Source organism: Paraclostridium bifermentans (assembly GCF_964259345.1).
GTDB classification, from domain to species: domain Bacteria; phylum Bacillota; class Clostridia; order Peptostreptococcales; family Peptostreptococcaceae; genus Paraclostridium; species Paraclostridium bifermentans_B.
Genome location: NZ_CAXVJR010000003.1, coordinates 348,697 through 373,324, shown reverse-complemented (window position 1 = coordinate 373,324; position 24,628 = coordinate 348,697). Strand labels below are relative to the sequence as shown.

At 26.6% G+C, this 24,628-nt stretch carries 19 protein-coding genes, 1 pseudogene and 1 riboswitch; of the genes and pseudogenes, 4 read left to right on the top strand and 16 right to left on the bottom strand.

Annotated features, from left to right (window positions below):
- Positions 1-47: 47 nt before the first annotated feature.
- From ACEXNK_RS08085 to ACEXNK_RS08045, 9 genes and pseudogenes are all read right to left on the bottom strand, one after another.
- Positions 48-620 carry a xanthine phosphoribosyltransferase gene (locus ACEXNK_RS08085; protein ID WP_373598156.1) on the bottom strand — a complete coding sequence of 191 codons (573 nt, stop codon included), beginning with the start codon at positions 618-620 and terminating at the stop codon, positions 48-50.
- Positions 621-717: 97 nt separating this feature from the next.
- Positions 718-819, bottom strand: a riboswitch (purine riboswitch).
- Between the two features lie 28 nt (positions 820-847).
- A complete protein-coding gene (locus ACEXNK_RS08080) occupies positions 848-2,497 on the bottom strand; it encodes an EAL domain-containing protein (RefSeq protein WP_373598157.1) in 1,650 nt (549 codons plus the stop codon).
- Positions 2,498-2,701: 204 nt separating this feature from the next.
- The gene (locus ACEXNK_RS08075; RefSeq protein WP_373598158.1) at positions 2,702-3,733 is read right to left on the bottom strand and encodes a glycoside hydrolase family 113; all 1,032 of its coding nucleotides are present in this window, start codon (positions 3,731-3,733) and stop codon (positions 2,702-2,704) included.
- Positions 3,734-3,745: 12 nt separating this feature from the next.
- Positions 3,746-5,815, bottom strand: a pseudogene (locus ACEXNK_RS08070) (cellulose biosynthesis cyclic di-GMP-binding regulatory protein BcsB).
- Between the two features lie 11 nt (positions 5,816-5,826).
- Entirely contained in the window at positions 5,827-7,083 is a 1,257-nt protein-coding gene (locus tag ACEXNK_RS08065; protein WP_373598159.1) for a glycosyltransferase, read from the bottom strand.
- A 1-nt stretch (position 7,084) separates the two neighbouring features.
- Entirely contained in the window at positions 7,085-8,710 is a 1,626-nt protein-coding gene (locus ACEXNK_RS08060; protein ID WP_373598160.1) for a DUF2334 domain-containing protein, read from the bottom strand.
- Positions 8,700-9,548, bottom strand: coding sequence for a GGDEF domain-containing protein (locus tag ACEXNK_RS08055; RefSeq protein ID WP_373598161.1), 849 nt, complete (start codon positions 9,546-9,548; stop codon positions 8,700-8,702). Before ACEXNK_RS08055 ends, ACEXNK_RS08060 begins: the two co-directional genes overlap by 11 nt.
- Positions 9,549-9,808: 260 nt before the next feature.
- On the bottom strand, positions 9,809-12,979 hold the full coding sequence (locus ACEXNK_RS08050; RefSeq protein ID WP_373598162.1) for a ligand-binding sensor domain-containing protein: 3,171 nt from the start codon (positions 12,977-12,979) through the stop codon (positions 9,809-9,811).
- A 27-nt stretch (positions 12,980-13,006) separates the two neighbouring features.
- Positions 13,007-13,606: a hypothetical protein gene (locus tag ACEXNK_RS08045; protein WP_373598163.1), complete on the bottom strand. Its 600-nt coding sequence runs from the start codon at positions 13,604-13,606 to the stop codon at positions 13,007-13,009.
- A 220-nt stretch (positions 13,607-13,826) separates the two neighbouring features.
- Here ACEXNK_RS08045 and ACEXNK_RS08040 point away from each other — a divergent pair, with 220 nt between their 5' ends.
- Positions 13,827-14,480, top strand: a complete 654-nt coding sequence (locus ACEXNK_RS08040; protein WP_373598164.1) for a GDSL-type esterase/lipase family protein — start codon at positions 13,827-13,829, stop codon at positions 14,478-14,480.
- A gap of 22 nt (positions 14,481-14,502) precedes the next feature.
- Here ACEXNK_RS08040 and ACEXNK_RS08035 read toward each other — a convergent pair whose 3' ends face one another.
- The 6 genes from ACEXNK_RS08035 to murQ all read right to left on the bottom strand — a co-directional run bounded on the left by ACEXNK_RS08035 (position 14,503) and on the right by murQ (position 20,494).
- Entirely contained in the window at positions 14,503-14,790 is a 288-nt protein-coding gene (locus ACEXNK_RS08035; RefSeq protein ID WP_373598165.1) for a hypothetical protein, read from the bottom strand.
- Positions 14,791-14,919: 129 nt separating this feature from the next.
- Positions 14,920-15,648, bottom strand: a complete 729-nt coding sequence (locus ACEXNK_RS08030) for a tetratricopeptide repeat protein (protein ID WP_373598166.1) — start codon at positions 15,646-15,648, stop codon at positions 14,920-14,922.
- Between the two features lie 207 nt (positions 15,649-15,855).
- Positions 15,856-16,701, bottom strand: a complete 846-nt coding sequence (locus ACEXNK_RS08025; RefSeq protein ID WP_373598167.1) for a MurR/RpiR family transcriptional regulator — start codon at positions 16,699-16,701, stop codon at positions 15,856-15,858.
- 39 nt (positions 16,702-16,740) lie between these two features.
- On the bottom strand, positions 16,741-17,814 hold the full coding sequence (locus ACEXNK_RS08020) for a DUF871 domain-containing protein (protein WP_373598168.1): 1,074 nt from the start codon (positions 17,812-17,814) through the stop codon (positions 16,741-16,743).
- Between the two features lie 390 nt (positions 17,815-18,204).
- The gene (locus tag ACEXNK_RS08015) at positions 18,205-19,566 is read right to left on the bottom strand and encodes a PTS transporter subunit EIIC (RefSeq protein ID WP_373598169.1); all 1,362 of its coding nucleotides are present in this window, start codon (positions 19,564-19,566) and stop codon (positions 18,205-18,207) included.
- Between the two features lie 22 nt (positions 19,567-19,588).
- Positions 19,589-20,494, bottom strand: a complete 906-nt coding sequence (gene murQ / locus ACEXNK_RS08010; protein WP_373598170.1) for an N-acetylmuramic acid 6-phosphate etherase — start codon at positions 20,492-20,494, stop codon at positions 19,589-19,591.
- A gap of 236 nt (positions 20,495-20,730) precedes the next feature.
- Between murQ and ACEXNK_RS08005 the strand changes: the two genes are divergently transcribed.
- The 3 genes from ACEXNK_RS08005 to ACEXNK_RS07995 all read left to right on the top strand — a co-directional run bounded on the left by ACEXNK_RS08005 (position 20,731) and on the right by ACEXNK_RS07995 (position 22,852).
- Positions 20,731-20,919, top strand: a complete 189-nt coding sequence (locus ACEXNK_RS08005; RefSeq protein ID WP_373598171.1) for a hypothetical protein — start codon at positions 20,731-20,733, stop codon at positions 20,917-20,919.
- Between the two features lie 241 nt (positions 20,920-21,160).
- Positions 21,161-22,006, top strand: coding sequence for a CPBP family intramembrane glutamic endopeptidase (locus ACEXNK_RS08000; protein WP_373598172.1), 846 nt, complete (start codon positions 21,161-21,163; stop codon positions 22,004-22,006).
- Positions 22,007-22,021: 15 nt separating this feature from the next.
- Positions 22,022-22,852 carry a CPBP family intramembrane glutamic endopeptidase gene (locus ACEXNK_RS07995; RefSeq protein WP_373598173.1) on the top strand — a complete coding sequence of 277 codons (831 nt, stop codon included), beginning with the start codon at positions 22,022-22,024 and terminating at the stop codon, positions 22,850-22,852.
- A gap of 59 nt (positions 22,853-22,911) precedes the next feature.
- Here ACEXNK_RS07995 and ACEXNK_RS07990 read toward each other — a convergent pair whose 3' ends face one another.
- Positions 22,912-24,561, bottom strand: coding sequence for a family 10 glycosylhydrolase (locus tag ACEXNK_RS07990; RefSeq protein WP_373598174.1), 1,650 nt, complete (start codon positions 24,559-24,561; stop codon positions 22,912-22,914).
- Positions 24,562-24,628: the final 67 nt, after the last annotated feature.

The following is a 24,628-nucleotide window of genomic DNA, read 5'->3' as shown; positions in this document are numbered from 1 at the left end:
TAATCATAATTTTATTAAAATAAAAAAAGCTGTTTTAAAACAGCTTTTTATCTAAAGTTTATGTTTCCATTTTCTATTGAATCAAGTACTACTAAAGATTCTAAATTTATGTTTTTAGATTCTAGAAGTTTTGATCCTTCTTGGAATCCTTTTTCTATTACAATTCCAACTCCAACTAAGTTTGCTCCTGCTTTTTCTACTAACTCATTTAATCCTATAGCAGCTCTTCCATTTGCTAAAAAATCATCTAATACTAATATATTTTCACCTTCATTTAGATACTTTTTAGAAACTCTTATAGTATAGTTTTTAGCTTTAGTAAATGAGTAAACTTCAGCTTCATATACATCTTTGTCTAGGTTTTTAGATTCAACTTTTTTAGCAAATACAACAGGTACATTATTAAAATGTTGTGATGCTATAGATGCTATAGCTATTCCTGATGCTTCTATTGTAAGTATTTTATCAACTTTTTTACCTTCAAATCTTTTAGCAAACTCTTTTCCAATTTCATTTAAAAATGCAACATCTAGTTGATGATTTAAAAAGCTATCTACTTTTAATATATCGTTACCTGAAACTCTTCCTTCAGTTAATATTTTTTCTTTTAGTTTTTTCATAAATACTCCTCCAGATTGTAGTATCCTGCATAAACATTTAAGAAGCTAAAAAAACTCCAGTCTTATTAGACAGGAGTTTTAATTTACTATTTATAGTTATAATAAATAAACTTCCTGTAGTCAAATCATTTACGGTGATTTGGTAGAAACTCTTGACCCTTATCGTCAAATTTATACAGGTATTGTAATTGTTTTTAGTTTATCTAATTATAAAGCATTAACTCATATTAATCAATATTAATTTTATTTATATCCGCTATATCTACTGGTTTTGAGTAAAAATATCCTTGTATATAAAATTTATCATTATCCATATTTTTTATAATTTCCTTTTGATACAAGCATTCTACACCTTCAGATATAATAGTTTTATTTGTTATTTTACAAAGATTAGATAAGAAATTTACTATTTCTTTTATTATAAGTGATTTATCTATATCATCTATAAAGTATTTATCTAACTTAACTATATCAAAATCTACTTTTTCTAATATATCTAAGTTTGAATATTCTACTCCAAAGTCATCTATAGCTAGCATAAATCCACATTCTTTTAATTTTTTTATTGAATTATTTATTTTAGATAAATCATTTATTCCAACTCGTTCTACTATTTCTATACATATACTATCTTTTTTCATATTTAATTCTTTTGATATTAAACATATCTCATTTATAAATTCATCATTTTCTATTTCATTTAAAGACATATTTACAGATAAATATATTTTTTCATTTTTTATATTTTCTAAGTTTCTTATTAATTCATAATCATTTATTACTTTTTTTAATATATAAAGAGATACTTCAAACAACATATCATTTTCTTCTATATCTTCTAAAAAATAATACGGAGTTAATATATGTCCATATTTATTTAATCTTAACAAGCCTTCAAATCCTACTATTATATTTTTTTTAGGATTTATTATAGGTTGATACATTAAAAAGTAATTTCCGCTAATTAAATCTTCTCTTATGACTTTTTTAGCTTTAATTTTATTTATGTACGGCATTTTAATTTTAAAAATAATAAATGCAATGCATATAATCAAAATAATACATAGTATAATTATAATAATTTCAGCTTTAAAATTTATATTATTACCCTTATTAAAATATTTAACATTTAACTTTTCTATAGGATTATTGTTACTATTAGAATATTCTTCTAACTTCCTATCTATTTTAGATATAATATCTTGATTACTTTTATTTCCTGCTATATAAACAGGTCCCGCTGAATATTCAAATATTTTTTGCATTTTATTAAGGCTATTATTATCTATTGTTGATATAGTAGCATCAACTTTTCCATTTATTAAAAGCTTATCCATCTCTTTATATGAATTCGCCTTTACTGGTATTATATTTATATCTCTTTCTTTAAAAAGTTCTAAAATCCAATCTGAGTTAGCTTCATTTGGTATATATCCAAACTTTATATGGTTTAGTTCATCTAAATTTCCATAGCTTATATCTTTTCCTGTATATATTCCATAAGTTTCAACTGATATATAATGGTCTGTGTATATAAATTTTTCTGATCTATTAGGTGTTTTATTTATTCCTAATAATAAATCTACTTCTCCTTTTTCCAATTTATCAGTTGCTTGTGATACATCACAAAAAACATATTTATACTTAAACCCTAAGTCTTTTGATATATACTCTATTAAATCATTATAATACCCTGTTGGTTTATTATCTTTGTCAAAATAATAATAAGGTTCATAACTATAAAACCCTATTTTTAAAACCTTTTCACCTTCTTTACTATAATTTGCATGTGTATTACTAAAAAACATACATATCATAATAGTTATAATTAAAACCAGGATTAAAGAAAGAATTAATTTGTTTGACTGTTTCTTCATAATTCACTCCATAGATTTGTATTTATCCTACTATTAAATATATCATATCACATAAGCTATTATAACCACTTTTTTCTTTTTTCGACTTTTTCCTACTTTTTTCTTAAAAAATTATATTAATTGAGCTTTATAAATACAAATAGCTTATTCTTTGCATAAAAATAGGGAGTATCTAATTATAGATAATCCCTATTTAAAACAAATTTATTTATACCATTTTTTTATAATTTTAATACTTTCATTAGATGGATAAAATAACTTATCTTTACCTTTTTGTCCAACTGCAAATACAGAAAAACCTTTTATATAATCTTCGTCTTCAAATGATATTCTATAAGCTTCAAAACATCTTGCTTGTTCTTCATCATTTTCTATATTAGATACTTGATTATTCCAAGGCTGTGTTGCTGCATGATTAAGTCTTGGAAATCCTAATTCACCAAAAAATATTTGCTTATTGTAAGTTTTTGAAAATTCCTCTATTTCACTTTTTACATTTTGATTTCTGTTATTAACCGTGGTTCCTGTTAAACAATTTACTAATTCTGTAACAGTATTACTTTCCTTGGAGCTAAGTTCAAAATATGCCGCTATAGATATAAAATCAACTTTGTAAAATAATTTATTGTTTAGCTTCTCCTCGTATCTTTTCATACTTTCTTCATCCCAAGAAGCTGTATACCACCAAGTTGTTTTATAAGTTACTAGTCCATCAAAGTTAGCTTTTGTAAAATCAATTATTTCACACCAGTTTTCTTCATATTTCTCTAAATTTATAAAATTTGAAGCTGTAATTATAATATCAGCTCCATATGGATTTGCCACTTCTGATATTAGTTTTGAAAGTATATTTTTCCAATCTTTAAAAAATTCATCTTTATCTTTTGGGTTATATTCAGTTTCATATTTACTTCCATTATCTATCCATGGAAATGGCTCTAGTATTACAGCTATATCTTTTTCATCTAAAATCTTCATAAGTTTTATAGCTTTTTCTTTGCTATATTCATCTACTTTCATTTCATTAGATGTAAGTGATGGTATATTTATAACTATAGGTATATTTACAGTATTTGCATCCATCATATCTATGTCTTTTAACGCTTGGTCTATTTCATAATCTGTTGATAAATTTACAGATTTTAATTTATTGGGTATCTGCTTTTCAACTCTAATTAAATACATAGTTGTGAATATTGAAATTAACATAATTATTGATATAACTATTTTTTTCATTTTTGCTCCTATCTATTTTCTATACTTTAATACTAATAGTATAGTTGAAATTAATATAGTTATAAATAAAAATCCAGCTATTACAATAAATACTTCTCCTTCTTGACCTAATTTAAACTTTGTTTTTTCTTTGGCTTTAGTTTCATCCTCAGTTTTAACTTCTTTAAATCTTACATTCTCAATTTTACCATCTCTATCTATAACTGCTGCATCTGATGCCATCGTATTAAGTAAACTTGCATCAGTTAAATATCTTGATGCTACATTTAAATTATTTCTATCAATAGATGATATTACAAGCGCATCCATATTCTTATCAAAAGGAGAATCAATAAGTTGTAATGTTGAAAGTTTTTTTGAATACTCAGGATCTAAGAATTTAAATTTTTCATTACTCTCAAGTCCAGTAAAATTATCATTAAATTTAATATATAAATCTTTATTAATATCTTTTATTACTTTATTTCTATCAGGAGTCCCTACAACTACAAGATTTCCTTTTTTATCTGAACTTAAAAACTCATCATCATTTAAAACATTTATACTTCCTGTATTATACTTTGTATCTCTTCCCATATATCCTACAATATTTGATATATCATTAAGTTCGTTAGAAGATAATCCTTTAGGAACTACTATATTTATATCATTAGCTTCTCCATTTAATACAAATGGGTATGGATAACTTTTAAAAGTTAAATTAGTATTATCTTTAAGATCTAAATCTATATAAGAATCATCTAATATATATGCCCAAGGACTATCTGTATCCCTAGTCACACACTCTTGATCTTTTATATCTAAATTAAATACTACCTTAACATTATAATAATTTTTTCCTAATACATCTTTAGGTAAGTTTATCTCTAAGCTATCATTATCTGCATTTTGCATAGATAGTTTTTTACTACCTATAGGCTTATCATTTGCATAAATAGTAATTAAAGATCTATCAAAATCTAGGTTTTTTGAATATCTAAACTTTAAATTCAACTTAGAACCTTCTGTGCTAGTTTTATTTTTATCAAATTTGATATCAAAATTTGTTTCTTGTGTAAAAGGTCCTTTTAATAAAATGTAATCATATCCTAAATCCTTTAGATATACCTTACTTTTATTACTTTCTCCTTTTAAATCTGTTACATCTTGACTTTCACTTATAGTTACACTTTCATTATTTAGACTTTGTATTAGTTTGTCACTTGTTATAAGTTTTGTGGCATTTGATAAAGCTCTATCGTTATCTGATATTATCATCAACATTTTTCTATCTTTGTTAAATGGAGATATAACTTGTTTAATAACTGCCTTATCTTTTGCATCTTGTTTTTCCTTTTCATTTAATAAATTTAAAAAATCAGGAGTAGTATTTGAAAGCCCTCCTACATATATTACATTTTTATTTACATCTTTAAATTCAGACTTTAACTTTGTATCAATTTTAAAGCTTTCATGTGTTAATTTTTCGCCTATATCTAAACTAATATTCATAATAGAACTAAGTTGATTGCTTGTATAATTATCTGGAACTAAAATAGCTGTATTTATATTATTAGCTGCATCAGTTTCCATATATATATTTTTATATTGATTTATAGTATTTGTACTTGCTTTTAATTTATATTTCAAATCTATACTAGATTCTTTATGGACTACTAACCAATTAGCAGTATTGTTGTCATCCACTCAGATCTCGTCTGATATAGTTTTATACGCTTTTAACGATATACTATTGTAACCTGGTTTTATAAGGTCTTTTGGTATATCTATTAAAACTTGCTTTTTATATTCTTTATTTCCATCTAGTCTCATAGAATTTACCGGTTCTCCATTTACAAAAACCGTTAGCGTTGAAATATCTACATCTAAAAGTTCACTTTTAGTAAACACTAGATTTAATTTAATATCTTGTACATCCCAGTTTTCTTTTACTTCAAAGAATTTTTCAGTACTTCCTACAACTCCACTTATATTTACATCTTCTTGAAATTTATAGGATTTTATATTTTCTCCCTCTGCAAATACTATTCCTATATTTGAAAAGGTAAGAATCAAGGATATAATAATAGTAATTAGCCTCATTAGGCACCTCCTTAAAATCTTTCCGTTTTATACCATTTTGCTTCTCTTTTATAAAATGCGTCTTGAAAATATCCAAACATACCTTTAATTGCTACTATTAACCACATTTGTGAATAGGTAAAATACATAAGTGCTACTAAAAGTATATTTTTCAAGTCACCTTCACCTTTTTCCATGGATAAAGTTATGCTAACTTGCAGTATAAATAATACATATGATAATATCCATACAATCCAAAAATTAAATGGTATTGTTACTTCTACTAAATTAAATAAACTTAAGACAAATATTATATCTGATATTACAACTGATGTTAAAAATAAGAAGTATACAGAAGCAAAATATAATATATCAAATAAAACTATATTTTGTTTCCCTTTAAATATGTTTTTTATATACTTAACAAGTACATATATATTTCCTTTAACCCATCTAGTTCTTTGCTTTATCCATACATTTACGGTTTCTGGTTCTTGTTCCCAAGTTACAGCCTGAGGAATATATGTTATTCTTTGTCCCATTTTATAAATTCTAAAGCTTATTTCAGTGTCTTCTGCTATTGCTTTAGTATCCCAACCACCTAGTTTTTCTATTGTAGCTCTTCTAAGAACAAAATTTGTTCCTGGGATTGTACATAACCCTAATAGTTGTCTTCTTCCTGCTTGTGCTATCCACTGAAAGCTTAATGTTTCTATATTTATAAATTTAGTTAATATGTTTTTATGTTTATTTCTCGTTCTAAATTTTCCAATAACAGCTCCTAAACCATCGTCTTTTACTATAGTTTGAATAAGGTATCTAAGTGCTGTTTTTTCTGGTGTATTATCTGCATCATATATAGCTATAAAATCACCTTTTGCCCTTTGATATCCTATATTAAGTGCATTTGATTTACCTTTACCACCGGTTATATTGTCTGTGTTAATTATTGTAAAATTATAGCCCCCGTATCTATTTTTTATGCTTTGTAATATATCCTTTGAATTATCACTTGAGTTATCGTTTATAACTATTAATTCCATTTTATCTTTTGGATAATCTAGTAAAAGTAATGACTCTACGGTTTTTCCTATTACCTTGCCTTCATTATGTGCTGGAACCATTATCGATACAAATGGATATTCCTCAAGCCTTTCATCTTTAAATTTCATGTTTTTCAAGTAATATATATATCCACAAATTGCTAAAACAATATTTACAAAAAGGATAATCCATATAGATACTAAGGATAATAAAAATAAATAATCTGTAATTGTTAATTTATTCATATTATTTCCTCTTAAACTTTCTTCTATTTATAAATCTAAATACGATAAATATAATTGCAAATATAACTAATATAACAGATATTGATTCAACTATTATATCGTTTATATTTTTAATATATTTATTAAAAGATTTATCTTCATTATTATTTTCTATTGTCTTTTTTTCATCATATGAAGCTTTAACTTTTCCATCTCTTGACGTTATTCTTATATCATCTACTCTGACTGTATTATCATAATCTTTAAGATTGAAAAACTCTACATCTTGTTCTTTAAAGTAATCTATTAATTCTTTTAAATAATCTATATCCATATATGGATGGAAGAAAAATCCGCCTGTATATCCTCTTACCATAGATAATTTGTAAAAATTATCTTTTATATTGTCTATACTTAAATAGTTATCACTTTCTACATATCCTAAATTTTCAGGGATAAAAGTATTAAAGTCTTTGCTTCCCTTTATAATATATGGAAAAGTACTAGTTGCAAATTTTTCATTATTATTTTGAAATTGACCTACATATGTTGAAAAATATTTTTTAAGTTCTAAATATCCGGTTTCATCCATTGCATAGTGTGGAGCTTCAAATGCAAGTGGATAAATTTCATTTTCAACACAAATCCTTAGTCCACTTAATAATCTATTTTTAACATATATATCCATGCTTTCTTTCAAAGGTTCATCTTTTTCCATATCCCAAAATTCATATCCTTCTCCAGATATTTCTCTATTATCTAAAGAATGCATATATCCATGTAAAACAACACTTCCACCTCTGTCTTGCATATATTTTATAGTTTCTACAAATTCTTTATCATCATTTAAAGTATTTATTTTACCACTATTTTCATTTATATATGCTGGTATTAAAGCTATCATAAAAGGCACATTTTCACTGTATAAGTAATCTGCAATCTCTTTTAATTTATCCTTATCCCTAAACATATGAACATCTTCAATTCTCACAAATATTTTTCCTTTGTCGGCCTTTTCTACATTGTAAAAATCATTTAAAGTATCTTCGAATATAAATGATTGTCCAGGTTTATACTCTGATATATAATATAAATTTTTATCTTTTATAACATAGGGATATTCATTATATGAATCTTTCATAGTAGATAAAACTTCAACATTTTTATCAGTATATTTTACTAGATTAAATTTGTTATCTCCATTTACTAATACTTCTTTTCCTTTGTATATCAAACTCTTTATATTATAAGTTTGATTATCATATTCTAAATTATATTTTTCATTGTTATATAATAAATCTTGAACTCTATTTCCTACCCAATATATTTTATCGTTATAACTGTTTAAATCTTTTATAAATTCATTGTTTGTTATTTGATTTTCAACATTTATTACAAATACAGAATTGTAATTATTTATTTGGTCAGCTTTATAATCATTTATATATACATTGTCAACTTGATTGTTAAATCTGTATAAAAGTTCATTTAAATGATTCACCACATTTTCGTTGTAAGAAAATGTCTTTTGATTTTCATAAACTATTAAAGCTTTATCTTTTTCTTTATTATCGGCAAATACGTAAGCTACATTTCCTAAAGCTAATATAAAAGTTAAAAATATGACGTTTAATACTTTATACGTCATACTGTAATTCCTCTTCACACAGAGTTTTAAATTCTATAGCATCTTTTATATTATCTTTCATCTCTAAATTAGCCACCTTAGTATCTATATCAACATAATATTTACCTTGATTTATTTCTAAGTTTAGTTCTTCTATTTTTGATTTTATTCTTTCTTTTACTACATTTGCTCCAGAAAAATCAGTGTGAGGCATTATTATTCCTAGCATATCTTCATCGATATAATATCTTTCATCTTCTCCTCTAGTACATCCAATAATTATGTCACTTATACTTTTCATAAGTGTTTCAGTTTTTGAGTCCCCTATTATCTTTTTAATGTCTTTATAGTATGGAAGTTTTATCATCATTAGGGTTAGCTTATTTTTATGCCTTCTAGATTTTTTCATTTCTTTATCTAAAGTATTATAAAAATGTCTTACATTTCCAAGTCCTGTAGTTTCATCTACCGTTACCAGATGCTTATATTTTTCTTGAAGATCTTTATTATTTTCTTGTAATAAAATAATATTACTTGATAATTTTCCACTAGTTAAACATATTATAGGCATGCTTATCATCCACAGATATGATATATAAGTTATATTCATATTTAGAATTGTATTGTTATAAAATATGTAACTTGCATATAAAAAGATTGTGATTGATGTTACTATAAGCCCTATTACCAATCCACCTATATAAGAAGTTATACTTATTAAAAAAGTTATACCTAGCATTAAAAAATTCAGTGTAGAATTATCTGCATTTTGTGGTATTAACATTATAGATACTATAATAAATATCTCTAATATTAAAGCTAGCATATATGAATCTATCTTCTTAGATATAGAGTTCATTAATTCTCCTCCTTTTTTAGTTATCTTAAACTTATATTATACCCGTTTTTTATTATTTTTCACTATTTTTAATATTTAAAATGTAATTATTTCAAATTTCACCTCATTTCAAATTTTTTATAGCCTAAATTCATTGTTACTTCATTTGTATATAGTTTTAAATAAAAAAACATATAAACTTTGATAAATTTATATCTCTATATCAAAGTTTATATGTTTTTATTAGTTATTGCTATATAAAATATTTTTTTTATAAAAATTTATTCCACAGGTAATATTATGATAAATTTACTTCCTTTTCCTATCTCACTTTCTAGAGTTATTTCTCCACCATGAAGTTTAACTATATCTCTAGTTATAGTTAAACCTAATCCACTAGAATTTTGTATTTGTTCATTTGCACCTACTGCTTGTTTAAATCTATCAAATATCACTTTTTGATTTTTTTCATCTATTCCTATTCCATTATCTTCTACAGAAATTAAAACGCTATCACCTAAATCTTTTATAACTACCTCTATTTTACCTCCTGATGGTGTAAATTTAACGGCATTTCCTATTAGGTTTTCTATACATCTTTTTATTTCTTTTTTGTCAAAACTTACTATTTTTTCTTCTATTTCAGGGTCTATAATAAGCTCTATTCCTTCACATTCTACATGATTTTTAAGTCTTATTGCTTCATCTTCTATAACTTCTACTATATCTTGTTCTGTTTTTTCTATAATATATTTTCCATGCTCTATTTTTTCTATATCCATTAAATTAGTAATTAATTCTAGAAGTCTTTCTGAATTTTTCTTTATAACAGTCATATGATAATTTAAACTTTCTTTACTTATTCCTTTTTTATTTATCATACTACTTATTAATTGCTCAGTTGATGATATTACATTAAGTGGAGTCCTTAACTCATGAGAAAGATTTACAAAGTAACTATTTTTCTGTTTTTCTAAGTTTAATACTTTAACAAATAATTCTTCATTTTTTTCTATTTCATTAGTAAGAGCTCTCGTTCTTTTATTTACCATTTTATCTAATATTTTAACTTTACTATCATAATATAATAAACATAGTATTGCTATTAATGTATATAAAATCATAGCTACTTTACTTTTCCAAAATGGAGGCTTTATATTAAAATAAATAGTCTTTTGTTGAGATATCGCAACATTATTATTAGAAGCTTTAAGTTTTAATTTGTAATTTCCAGGTTGTAAATTAACTAAATTTATTTTATTACTTTTAGCTTCTTTAAACTCTTTATCTATACCTTCAAGTTTATAGTAATACTTTGTATCTCTTATATTTTTATAATATGGTAAAAACATTTCTATAACAATATCGTTTTCATCATAATTGAAATCAGCCTTATTTATATCTTTATACCTTCTATCATTTACATAAATATTATCTATAACTAGGTCTACATAATACTTTTCCTTTTTTAATTCTTCACATCTAAATGAATTGAATCCATTAGTTCCTCCAAAGAAAATTTCATTATCATATCCTAAATGATAAGATTTAGCATTGAACTCTCTTCCTTGTATCCCATCTACTATATCAAAGTTTGTAAACTCATTTTTAGATGGTTCAAATTTAGATATCCCATAGTTTGTACTAACCCATATATGACCTTTACCATCAACTATTACGCCATATATAGTATTGTTAGGCAACCCATCTTCTTTAGTATATCTTATAAATTCTTCTTTATCTGGATTAAATTTATTCAAACCATAGTTGGTTCCTATCCATAAATTACCTTTTTTATCTTCGTCAATTGATCTTACAGAGTTACTACTTAAAGAGTTTTTGTTTTTATTATTCATTTTATAAACTTTAGACTCGTCAGTTTCAGGATTATATTTCACTAACCCTCCGTCTAAAAAGTAACCTATCCAGTAATTACCTTTACTATCTTTAAATATACTTCCAACTAACTTGTCTTTAATACATAGCTTATCTTCTACCTTTGATAAATCTAAAATATCATCAGTTTCTATATTTACAATAAATACACCTTCTGTAGTTCCCAACCATATGTAGTTATTATCATCTATAAATGCGCTTCTTATATCACTATTTTTAAGTCCATTTTCTTCATTATATATTTTAAGTTTTCTATCTTTTTTATTTATAACGTTTAATCCATTATTGGTAGATATAGCTATTACATCACCATTTCCTGTTACATCATAAACTGTGTCACTGCTCAATCCATTTTCAGTTGTTATATAATAAGTTTTTTCATTTTCTCTATCTAATATATTTATTCCTCTTGAATTAGTACCAACCCATACCAATCCATCTTTATCTTTGTGTATTCCACTTACCATATTTTCCGATATGGATATGTCATTATTAGGATTGTTGCTATGTTTGTAATATTCTATATTCTTGCTTGGATCAAATATACTTATTCCTGAATAAGTCCCTAGCCAAATTAAACCGCTTTGATCTTCCATAATAGAATATATAACGTTGTCTATTAATCCGTTGTTGTCATATTCACAGCTTTGATAAACTTTAAATTCATCTTCTTTTTCATCATACTTTAAAAGACCTACATCACTTGCCACCCATAGATTTTTTTTAGAATCTAACAATAGATCTCTTATAACAATATCATCTTTATCTTCACTGGTTATATCATATTTTCTAAGCTTATTATTTTTAATATTTAATCCATATAGTCCATCACTTTCAGTCCCTATCCATAGATTATCTTTTCCATCAAGGTATAAATCATAAATATTTATATCTTTCCCGTGAGATTCTTCTGTTAAAAATGATTCTACCTTGCCTTCATCTCTATAGATTTTATATAATCCTTTTTTCGTACCGACCCATAAGTTTTTATCATTATCTTCTTCTAGTTCATATGCATGTATGCTTTTAAATATACTTACATCTTTTAATATTGAACTAAACCTGTCTTCTTTTTCATTATACATATCAACTCCATCTGATGTTGAAACTAATACCTTTCCATCACTTGAAATTAATATATCATAAACATTATTGTGAGATAAATTACCATGTTTATTACATTTATAGTAATTGGTTATTTTATCAGTTTTTATATTTATCTTGCTTAGTCCACCTATGGTGGCAACCCATACATTACCACTATTATCCTGTGCAATATCTGTTATATAGTTATTTGCTATACCCTCTTCTTCGTCTTTTTGTTGAGTATATAGCTTAAATTCATACCCATTGTAAACATTTAGTCCATCATTAGTACCTATCCAGATACGCCCCTCTTTATCTTGTATCATAGCTTGTACAGTTCCCTGAGATAATCCATCTTCTATAGTTAGATTTCTAAAATTTATACTTTTTTGTGCATTTGATATATTTGTAACACTAATAAATATAAAAAGTACAAATATAACTATTTTAAAATATCTCGTTTTTATCATAAGCATCTCTCCCCTATATCTATATGATTATATATCGTCACTGCTTAAGCTTTCTGTATAGTATATTAATCTATGGTATTTAAATTTTGAGTATCTGTTACTTATAAGTGCATAGTCAGAAAGTTTATTACCTATCCATTTAGTATGCAGTTCATTGTATACTCTAATAGACGATAAAAATATTCTACACTTAGGACAAGTAAATATATGGTGTAGTTTTTTATATTTTCCATTAAATATAGTTGGGATATTATAAGCTCTGACCTTATAAAGCACTTGTTCTCCACAAACAGGGCATATATACACGGACTTGTAATACAGCGAATTTTTCTTTAAGTGTTTAGGATATTTAGCTAATACTTCTTTATTATCAGTTATTTTTACATTTTCTATAGAATCAACCCACTCTATATGTATTATTTTATTTATATCTATATCTTCAACATTATAATTGTCTAAATACTCTTTAGTTTTGTTATATTCTTTGAAATAACTATAATCAATTTTGGTTTTATTCAACATAGAGTCTAGGTTTTTTGATGTATTGATAGTTATATTTTGATTATCATTAATTCTAAAAATTTTAGTTTTTATATTTTCTTTAAACTTTTTTAATTTAACTTTCATCAAATCCTCCTTCCTAATGTATTTTAACCCTTTATTAAGTATACATCTTTAATCTATGTTTTTTTGTCGAAATTGGTAGATAATAAAAATTTTATATCAGAATTTTGGAAAATTTATCATTACACACTCTTATATAAATTTTTTAAATATATTTATTATTTATTTTAATTTAAAATTATTGATATAATAAGTTTAACTAGTAAATATAAGGAGGCGTCTTATGAGAGAAAACATGATATATAACCCTTGCTTTTATCAATTTAGAGAATATCAACTTGAAAGAATACTAGAAATTATAGCTAATAACAAAACCGCTAAAGCTGGTTCTACACTGTTTTTAGGGGATTCAATAACACAAATGTACGATATCGATAAATATTTTCCATATATCGAAAATAAATATAACTGCGGTATATGTGGTTTTACATCCGAATCATTAATATGGGTAATAGATGAGGTTTGTATAAAATTTAAACCAAGTAAGGTAGTTCTTATGATAGGTACTAATGATCTTGATGATACTACTATGACTAGTCCTAGAAAAGTAGCCTTAAATATTCAAACTATTATAGATTTGATAATTAGAAATTTAAAAGATGTTGAAATAGTCCTAATATCTACACTCCCTTGCGATGAAAACTTACATGGATATCAATTAGGACAAGGTCTCCGTTCTAATGAGTTATTACAGTTAATATTTAGAGAATGTAAGTTATTATTTAAAAATTATGAAAACATTACTTTAGTAGATGTGTTTTATAATTTTTTAGATCATAGTAAAAATCTTAGAAATGAGCTAACTACAGATGGTATACATTTAAATGAACATGGGTATGAATTATATACTTCATTAATAAAAGCGTACATAATGTAATATGTACGCTTTTTGTTAATAATTAATATAATACCTCAGCTTTTAAGCTTATCTTTTTTAATCTTTCATAATTTCTATTTATTTCTGCATCTTTATATCTTTTAGCACTTTTTATAAAAGATGTATAACAATCACAAAGCTCATAATATATCTTACTACCAAAAACATCTTCTATAATTATATACTTATTTGCTTCATCTATAATTATCTTATTTATTTTACTTTCATAGTCATCAAATTCATTTAATCTAGACTCTATATTTAACAATAAACTATATGCTTCTTTCAATAAACCTATTCTTTCACCCACGTTAAATTCTCCTCATCATTATTTATCACAATAGTATTATAAACCCTTTTATTGTCATTTTTTGTAAATTTTTGTATTAATTACAAAAATGTTACTGTTTTCGTGAATTTTAGATGAGTTTTATATGAATTATTTAGCAATCTTATCTTCAGATTTCTTACATCCTTGTTCTGCAGCTTTTTTATAAAATATCTTAGCTTTTATACTGCTTTTATTTACTCCTAATCCTTTTTCATAACATAGACCTAAATAGTATTGAGCATCTACGTTTCCTTTATTTGCAGATTCCTTATACCATCTTACAGCTTCTTGATAATCTATGTATGTTCCCTCTCCATTATAATAACACATTCCTAATTTAAATTGTGCCTCATCGTCACCTTTAGCTGCTAATTGTTCTAACTTCCAAAAATTAAAATCTTCAGTATTTGATTTTAGTTCATAAATATTATTTTCTTTTTCTGAACTTGAGTCTGAATTTAATAATTTTTTAATATCTAATAATAATTCATTCTTTAATTTTTCATTATTAAATTCTATTGTCTCATTTAATTTTTCAATATCTTTTTTAATTTCTATATTATATCTTTTAATTTCTTTTATATCTTTATCCAATTCTTTATATGTATTTTTAAAACTCTTATATTCTTTTTTTATATTTTCTTGCACTTCATATATATCACAAATCAATTCTTGGGAATTATTTATACTACTTATAGATTTATCAAATTTTTTTATGCTATTGTTCAAATTTGATAAGACTTCTCCCAAATTTACTAAAATACTATACATCTTATCATTTTCTTTTAATACATAGTTTAAATTATCATTTAAACTATTAACACAACTTTCTTTCATCATGGTTCTCCTTAATCTCCTGTTTTATTCCAAATTTTGGTATATATATTATAAATTAAATACGATATAATTTTTGTAAAAAAATGTCGAATATTTTTATTTTTTCTAAATTTTCAAAGTTGTTTTTATTTTCACATTTTATTTCAGTTCTATTTCTTACTATTTATACCCAAATAAAAAAATAACTATCTCTCAATTGAGAAATAGTTATTTTTTAAGCTCTTTTACAGCCTCTCTTGTTAATATTAACTTTTCTTCGACCTCTTCTAAATTATTCTTGGCCATACCTATAAATAGCATATCTACTAAAGCTAGTTGTGAAATTCTTGAACTCATAGCCCCTTCTCTTAAAGACTTTTCTACAAAGGGTACTTTCAAAGTTATATCCGCTAATTGCTCTAATTCATTATTTACACTTGCTTTTGTTATTGCTATTACTGGTATATTATTTTTCTTTGCATTTTTTACACATTCTAAAACTTCCTTAGTACTTCCTGAATAAGATATAGCAACTGCTACATCCCCCTCTTCCATAAGTACTGATGAAGTTATTTGAAGATGTGTATCATTATGTGCTATACACCTTTTATTTATTCTACTTAATTTATAGTAAAAATCCATGCCTACAAGACCTGAAACACCAACACTATAAATATATATATTCTTCGCTTTTATAAGTAAATCAATTGCTTTTTCAAGTTCTTCCTCTTTTATAAGGCTAACTGTTTTGTCCATAACTGCATCTATAGAATTTTTAATACCGTAGATAATATCCTTAGTCTCAAGATTTTTATCTATATACTCAAAACTTGAACTTTCCTTATTATCCTTTAAACTCATAGATAAATTAAGCTTCATCTCATTTAAACTATTAAACCCAAGTTTCTTTGAAAACCTAACTAAAGTAGCAGCAGAAGTACTTGTCAAATCCCCTATTTCCTTTGCAGATAAATTAATTATACTTTCTTTATTTGAAAGCAAATAATCTGCTATTAATTTTTCTCTATCCGTAAAAGTATCATAATTTTGCTTTATATATTCTAAAATATTCATAAACCCACTTCCTAAGTATATTTATACTTGGCAAATAGCTTAAACTTTTCTAAAGTAAAACTTTTTACCGTCTCTTATATATTTTAATAGATATAAGTCATCCTGTAAAACATAAGCGACCTTATTTACTCTAGAATCTTTTTCTTGTTCATTTTTTATAATTTGAAGTTCTCCCATATATCTAAGATAATCTTTATTATCAATAGTTACATCTCCATACTTTCTAATTATTGTATTATCACTTTCAATAACATCTCCATCTAGCATCAATCTACTCTCACTAGCTCTTATAGCATCTCTTGCTTCATCCGTTCTTGATGTATAAACATTATCTAATAACCTTAAACAAACTTTATCACTAGTTTCTACCTTTATTCTAAGCTCCACGGCTTCTTTATTTAAACTAGACAAATCCACTAACTCTTTATCACTAGGTAAAGAATCTCCAATAAAAACAGACTCATTACCAAGAGCAAACAAATGATTACCAGCCTCTCTAACATCCATACCTCTATGATCCTCTAACGTTGGAAGCCCATCTTTTAAAGGACTTCTTCTTCTATTATTAGAAGAAACAAAAGCACAAGGTGTTATACCTCTTTCTCTTAATATCTCATTTTTCTCAATCATACACTCCTCAGAAATACCTGTCCCAACTCTTGGGTAAAAATTATGAAGAGCATCAACATTATCATAATTAGGATTAAACTTATCAAGCTTATCAAAAAAATCTTTTGTTATAGTAGAAGCATTAAGCTGAACCTTTATACCATACTCATTTCGTGTCATAAAAGCAATATCCTCTTCCTCATAACCAAAATCAATCCTTATAGTCTTAACGCCCAAATCACGAAGACCTCTCAAATCCATATTATCAAGCTCTAAAAACTTAAAAGTATTAGGAGAAATATCGCTAATAACATCCATATCAAACTCCTTAGCAACTCTAAAAAACTCCCTAACCTCAACCTTTAAAACCTCATAATCAGCCTCAGGAATATGAAGTGAAGTAAAAATTCTACTAAACCCCAACTCATGAGCAGACTTAAGTAAACCTATATTCTCATCCATAGAATTATCAAGACCGAAATAAACTGAAAAACCGAAACTCATAACAAACATCTCCTCTCTCTATTTTAAAGGTAGAAATAAGCAATCCTTACCCTCTCCCCACCTTAAAGGTAGAAATAGCCTAACCAAATTTGATAAGCGAAGGAGGTGTAAGTGTAAGTTTTAGCGACATTTACAAGCAATCCTTACCTCTCCCCACCTTAAAGGTAGAAATAGCCTAACCAAATTCGGTAAGCGAAGGGGGTGTAAGTGTAAGTTTTAGCGACATTTACAAACATCTCTTCCCTCCCCACTTTAAAGGTAGCAATAGCCTGACCAAATTCGGTAAGCGAAGGGGGGATGTATAAGTTTTAGCGACATTTACAAGCGTCTCTCAGCTTGTATGGAGCAAAACTTATACATCCCCCCGGAGCGCGCCCGACTTGGCACAGCCTACTCTACCGGATCCTCAAATCCTAAAAGTTCAGTGAAGAAGTATCCACCTATATAAGAAGCTAAAACACCTATCAAGAAAACAAACATCTTTCCATCAGCTATAAGTAAAGCTAGCGGAAGCCCTGAAACTCCAAGTGCAACTGCTCCAACCTTGAAAAATGCCATCACAGCTCCACCTATACCAGCTCCTAAACAAGCACCTAAGAAAGGTTTACCAAGAGGTAACGTAACCCCATATATTAACGGCTCCCCTATACCTAAAAATCCTGGTACTAATCCATTTTTAGCTGTTGCCTTTAATCTCTCATTCTTAGTTCTTCTAAGAACTGCTATAGTAGCTCCAACTTGCGCCATACCTGCTGTTGCAAGTATCGGAAGTAACACTGTTGAACCTGTACTTGCAATTAAATCTGCATGTATAGGAGTTAAAGCTTGATGCATACCTGTCATAACTAATGGTAAGAATAATGCCCCTGATACAGCCCCTGATATAACTGATACTACCATATTACCTGATGCTACAGTATTTGCTACTACTAAACCTATACTATCTGATATAAATCCACCTATTGGTTGTATTACTACTAGTGCTACTAAAACTGATAAAGTTAAAGTTACTAATGGTGTTATAAATAAATCCAGTACATCTGGTACAACTTTTTTAAGACCTTTTTCAATATAAACTGCTAGTAAAACAACTAATATTACTGATATAATTCCACCTCTACCCGGTGTTAACGTTTGTCCGAAAAGGGTAATATTAGCAAGATTTGCAGATGATAATATACCACCTAAAACTCCACCCATCATAGGCATTTGTGAACCAAATTCCTTGGCTGCATTTACCCCAACTAATATTGGTAAAATTGCAAATACTCCATTACCTATAAGACCTATAATTTGTGCTGCTACAGTTGTCTTATATGCATCTCCTAAATAAACTCCAGCTATATTATTTACTGCTAAAACAAGTCCACAAGATACAAATAGTGGTATTAAAGGTATAAATATATTTCCTACTTTTTTAAGTGCATTTTTAAACTTAGTATTATTTTTTTCTTTTAGTTTAGCCTTAGTTTCTTTTACGGCATCATCTCCTAAAAGTACTTTCTTTCCTAATATCTTATTTACCTCTTCAGTTATTTTATTTACTTTTCCCGGGCCATAAATTATTTGTAACTGCCCTTCTGCTTGAACAACACCTAAGGCTCCTTCTGACTTTTTAAGTTCTTCCATTCTTACTTTTGAATAGTCATTAATCTCAAGTCTACAGCGTGTCATACAATTTTGTGCAGATATTATGTTTTCATTCCCTCCGACTAGCTCAATTAATTTTTTTGCAATTTCTTGATTTGTCATAGCTATTCCTCCCATATATTTTTTAGATAGTGTTTAAAGCTTCTTTTATATATCCATTACTATTTTCTAACTTTTCTTTTGCAACTTCTTTTTCTAGATTTGATAAAATCATAAATATTGCTAACTTAACATCAAAGTCTGTTTCTTTTAAAACTTCTTCTGCTTCTTGTATGCTAACTCCTGTTGCTTCACAAACAATTTTTTTCGATCTTTCAACTAATTTTTCATTTGTAGCTTTTACATCAACCATTAAGTTACCATATACTTTACCCATTTTTATCATAGTCCCAGTTGATAACATGTTTAAAACTAGTTTTTGAGCTGTTCCTGATTTTAATCTAGTAGAACCTGTTACTGCCTCTGGTCCAACTACTGGTGCTATTGATATTTGTGATACCTTTGCTACACCTGAATCTTTGTTACAAGTTACTGATACTGTTAATGCTCCTATTTCATTTGCATATTCAAGACCTCCTATTACATAAGGCGTTCTTCCTGATGCTGCTAATCCTACTATAGTATCATTTTCATTTATATTTTTATCTTTTAAATCTATTATTGCTAATTCTTTTGAGTCTTCTGCTCCTTCTTTTGCTCTAAATATTGCTTCTTGACCACCTGCTATTATTCCTTGTACAAGTTCTTCTGATACTCCATAAGTTGGTGGGCACTCTGATGCATCTAATATTCCTAACCTTCCTGATGTTCCTGCACCTATATATATAAGTCTTCCACCCTTTTTCATTCTTTCAACTATTGAATCTATTGCTTTTGCTATTTGAGGAAGTTCATTTTCTACCGCTATTGCTACTTTTTTATCTTCATCATTTATTTTTTTTACCATTTCTAATGTTGATACTTGATCTATATCTAAAGTGTTTTGATTTCTACTTTCTGTTGTAAGTTTTCCTAAATTTAATCTGTCCATATTTTGCCTCCATATATTTCATTTTTGAATACGTTTTCTCTTTTTCTTGTTTTAATAGTATCATGTTTAAAATATTATTTCAATATATTTTTTTAAAAAAGAAATATCATTTCATAACTTGTCCATTTACCTTCCACGATTAGCATAATTTCAGCATTTATGATAAAATATAGTTATAATCAGTTTTTGATTATATTTATCAATCTATTAATAGATTCGAAAGGGGATTATAAATAATGGACGATCGGTTGAGAAGAAGTTATAACATGGTTATGCTTTTACTTTTAGGCGTAATCTTTGGAATTTCAGGTGGTTTACTTGATGTTCCCGTTTTAACACCTGTACTTTATACTTGTGCAATTATTTGTGTACTTGTATTTTCAGGGTTAACTTTCTCTTCAGTTGAAAAAGGTTTAAATAGTTAGTTTTAAAGGAGTTGTCTGGAGGTTTGGGCTTCGGGATAATATATAAGTTTTGCTCCATACAAGCGGAAAATATGCTTGTAAATGTCGCTAAAACTTATATATTATCCCTTCGCCTGCGAACCTTTGTCAACTCCTTTTCATTTTGGTGCGTATATGGGAGATGTTAGTCCATTTTTTACATTTTTTTATTTTTTTGTGTTAGTCTATATCTGATTTTAAATTATGAAGAAGGGTGATTTTTATGAGTTATGTTTTAGATAAGAAAACTTTTTTAACTAAGTTTAAAACTTATTTTTTAAGAGTTTTTTTATTTGTAATATTACTACTAGGCTTTAATTTTTTATCAGGTATAATAACAATTATTTGTGCTGGAATTTATTCTACTTTTTTAGGCGAGCCTATTGACTTTATGTTTTCTGAAAAACATTATTTTTCTGTAGAATCTGTTGGGCAAATTTTTTCAATTGCAGCTTTGTATTTTATATTCAAATCCTTTGATAAGAATTTATTTAAATTATGTAAATTTAATAAGTTAAGCAAAAAAGAAATTTTAGATGTTATAGGCTTGTCTCTAGGTTTAAAGTTAATTATAGGTTGTTTTAGTTCTGTTATATTTTACTCATTTTTTTCTCATACAGGTACTGAAGCTCTAGATTCAATTCATAAAAGTTTAAGTATGTCTTTTGGTGCTATTATAAGTGTTGTAATTGTAGGACCTGTGTTTGAGGAAATTGTGTTTAGAGGTCTTTGTGTTGGCTTTTTAAAAAATAAAATAGGTATGGTGCCTACAATATTTACTCAAGCTATTTTGTTTGGAATAGCTCATGGTAATATGGAGCAATTTATTACCGCTTCTATACTAGGTTTGATTTTGGGTTTAATTTTTTTATATACAAATTCTATATATTCTAGCATTATATTTCATATTATATTCAATGGTAGTGCAGCTATTATATCTATTAACTGTGATAAATCATTTATTTATACAAGTGTAATTGTGATACTTTTTATAAGTTCTACTATATTATTATTTTTTAGTAAATCCATTTGTAGAAAAGTTAGAAGATTTATTAAGTATAATTGTTAAGGAGATGATGAATTTATGAATAAAGTTTTAAATTATATTAAAAGACTTGTCCAAATATCAGTAGTATTATTTGGTTTTACTTTTTGTTCTAGCATGATAGTCTTATTTTGTGGAGTAGTATATTCTTCCATCCTAGGTTCTACTATTGATGCAACTATTTCTGATTCAAATGGCTTTACTCTGCAGGCTATCGGTCAATTTATTTCTATAATAGCACTGTACTTTATTTTTAAATCTTATGATTCAAGCTTATTAAAATATTGTAACTTTAATAAATTAAACAAGAAACAAATTTTAGATACAGTTATTTTGTCATTAGGTTCTAAACTTTTTATAGGTATTTTAACTATAATTATATTTTCTGCTTTTTTCTCTCAGTTTGGTACAGAGGCTTCAGATAGTATTGTGCAAAGTATAAAAATGTCCTTTGGAAATATACTTGCTGGAGTAATTATAATTCCAATTTACGAAGAGATTGTATTTAGAGGTATTTGTATGGAATTTCTTAGAAAAAGAGTTGGTATAATAGCTACAATACTTACTCAAGCTATTATATTCGGTATATATCATGGTAATATGTATCAGTTTACTAATGCTTCTCTTTTAGGAATACTTTTTGGATTATTAGTTTTATATACAGATTCTATATATGCTAGTATCATAGGTCATATTATTTACAATGGTACTACTATGTTACTCAGTGTATTCCCTGAAAACTCTTTTATTTATAATGGTACTACAGGTATTCTTGCTATAAGTTCTATAATATTAGCATTTTTCATCATAAAGAATATACAAAATATAAAAACTTTTATAAAATCCAGCCACAATACTTCTAATATATAATAAAACCCTATAGAATTAACATATAAAATAGTTAATTCTATAGGGTTTTATTTACAGATTTACAGTAATCTATTCAACATAGTTACAGTTTCTGCTCTTGTTAAATTAGCTTTTGGATTTATGTTATTATTTGTATCTCCTTTTATGTATCCAGCTTCTATAGCACCTTCTACATATGGTCTTGCCCATTCATCCACTTGATTTCCATCATTGTATTTATAAATTTTATCTATGTTATTATCTTTATTATTTTTTATAGTAGTTATTATTTTCATTGCTTCTTGTCTTGTTATTAAGTTATTTGGTTTAAAAGTTCCATCCTCATATCCATTTATATATCCATTATTTACAGCAATTCTTATCTCATCATAATACCAATCTCCTGGATTTACATCGATAAAATTCTCATTAGTTTTTGAAGTTAAATTAAAGACTCTATTTACTATTTTTACAAATTCAGCTCTTGTTATTTGACCATCTGGTTTAAATGTATTATCTCCGTATCCATTTATATATCCAAGGTTTACAAACTTCTCAATATCTTCCTGAGCCCAGTGTCCTTGTATATCATTAAAGCTAACCTTTGAATTTATATAATTTTTTATTTTATCTCTACACCCTTGTCTATTTGATAATATATCTGATGTAGAATAAAATACGCTTCCCTTTATTTGTGGATAAGTTTCATTTAATTGTAGTTGTCTATCTATTTCACTAGCAACTACATCTTTATATATACCTTGTCCTATATATAAATCCACATTACTTCCATTTACTTGATTTGACCACCAATTAACTAGCTTAGAGTAATCAGCTATATTATATCCAATATTCCAATATAATTGAGGAACAACATAATCTACATAATTATTTTTTATCCAAGTTACTGTATCTGCATAATCAGAGTAATAACTTTCTTTTCCTCTTGTATCTGATCCATTTGGATCACTATCTTTGTTTTTCCATATACCACTTGGACTTACTCCAAATTCCACATTTGACTTTATACTTTTTATTGTATTTTTTACACCTAATACCATTTCATTTACATGATTTCTTCTTGCATTTGCTACTTGCCCATCTCTGCCTTCACCTGCTGGTAATGGGTAGTCCGTTGGGTAAAAATAATCATCAAAATGTATTCCATCTACATCATAGTTTCTAACTATTTCAGCTACTGTATCATATATATGTTGCTTTACTTGTGGTAGTTCTGGGTTGTAATAAAGTCTTCCATTATGACTTAAAACCCAGTCTGGATGTTGTCTTGCAGGATGATTTGCCGCTAATGCATTTAAATCGGTTCCTGAAGTTGTAACTCTGTATGGATTTAACCATGCATGAACTTTCATACCTCGTTTGTGTGCTTCATTTATTACAAAAGCTAAAGGATCATATCCTGGGTCTTTTCCTTGTGTCCCAGTTAAAACATCTGACCAAGGATTTATATTAGATCTATATAGTGCATCTGCCTTTGGTCTAGCTTGAAACATTACAGTATTTATTCCTGCATCTTTTAAGTTATCTAAAGTATTAATCATTTCTCTTTTTTGTGCTTCTGGATTATTTTTTGAACTTGGCCAATCTGCATTATATACAGTTGTAATCCATGCTGCATAAACATCTTTATCATTAGCATATATATTTTTATTGCTAAACCCTAATAAAAATAATGTACACACTAATCCTAAAATAAGTGTTTTTTTCATTTCCTCAATCTCCTTAACATTCTTAAATAATCTCTCAAAGTAAAAAATTTATAAACATAAAAAGCTG

Bases quoted from the DNA above. Each gene is read 5' to 3' on its own strand.
- ACEXNK_RS08080 (WP_373598157.1), bottom strand. From the start codon at position 2,497: ATGAAGAAACAGTCAAACAAATTAATTCTTTCTTTAATCCTGGTTTTA.
- ACEXNK_RS08060 (WP_373598160.1), bottom strand. From the start codon at position 8,710: ATGACGTATAAAGTATTAAACGTCATATTTTTAACTTTTATATTAGCT.
- ACEXNK_RS08050 (WP_373598162.1), bottom strand. From the start codon at position 12,979: ATGATAAAAACGAGATATTTTAAAATAGTTATATTTGTACTTTTTATA.
- ACEXNK_RS08020 (WP_373598168.1), bottom strand. From the start codon at position 17,814: ATGAGTTTCGGTTTTTCAGTTTATTTCGGTCTTGATAATTCTATGGAT.
- ACEXNK_RS07995 (WP_373598173.1), top strand. From the start codon at position 22,022: ATGAATAAAGTTTTAAATTATATTAAAAGACTTGTCCAAATATCAGTA.
- ACEXNK_RS08025 (WP_373598167.1), bottom strand. From the start codon at position 16,701: ATGAATATTTTAGAATATATAAAGCAAAATTATGATACTTTTACGGAT.
- ACEXNK_RS08065 (WP_373598159.1), bottom strand. From the start codon at position 7,083: ATGAATAAATTAACAATTACAGATTATTTATTTTTATTATCCTTAGTA.
- ACEXNK_RS07990 (WP_373598174.1), bottom strand. From the start codon at position 24,561: ATGAAAAAAACACTTATTTTAGGATTAGTGTGTACATTATTTTTATTA.
- murQ (WP_373598170.1), bottom strand. From the start codon at position 20,494: ATGGACAGATTAAATTTAGGAAAACTTACAACAGAAAGTAGAAATCAA.
- ACEXNK_RS08000 (WP_373598172.1), top strand. From the start codon at position 21,161: ATGAGTTATGTTTTAGATAAGAAAACTTTTTTAACTAAGTTTAAAACT.
- ACEXNK_RS08015 (WP_373598169.1), bottom strand. From the start codon at position 19,566: ATGACAAATCAAGAAATTGCAAAAAAATTAATTGAGCTAGTCGGAGGG.
- ACEXNK_RS08040 (WP_373598164.1), top strand. From the start codon at position 13,827: ATGAGAGAAAACATGATATATAACCCTTGCTTTTATCAATTTAGAGAA.
- ACEXNK_RS08075 (WP_373598158.1), bottom strand. From the start codon at position 3,733: ATGAAAAAAATAGTTATATCAATAATTATGTTAATTTCAATATTCACA.
- ACEXNK_RS08030 (WP_373598166.1), bottom strand. From the start codon at position 15,648: ATGAAAGAAAGTTGTGTTAATAGTTTAAATGATAATTTAAACTATGTA.
- ACEXNK_RS08045 (WP_373598163.1), bottom strand. From the start codon at position 13,606: ATGAAAGTTAAATTAAAAAAGTTTAAAGAAAATATAAAAACTAAAATT.
- ACEXNK_RS08085 (WP_373598156.1), bottom strand. From the start codon at position 620: ATGAAAAAACTAAAAGAAAAAATATTAACTGAAGGAAGAGTTTCAGGT.
- ACEXNK_RS08005 (WP_373598171.1), top strand. From the start codon at position 20,731: ATGGACGATCGGTTGAGAAGAAGTTATAACATGGTTATGCTTTTACTT.
- ACEXNK_RS08055 (WP_373598161.1), bottom strand. From the start codon at position 9,548: ATGAACTCTATATCTAAGAAGATAGATTCATATATGCTAGCTTTAATA.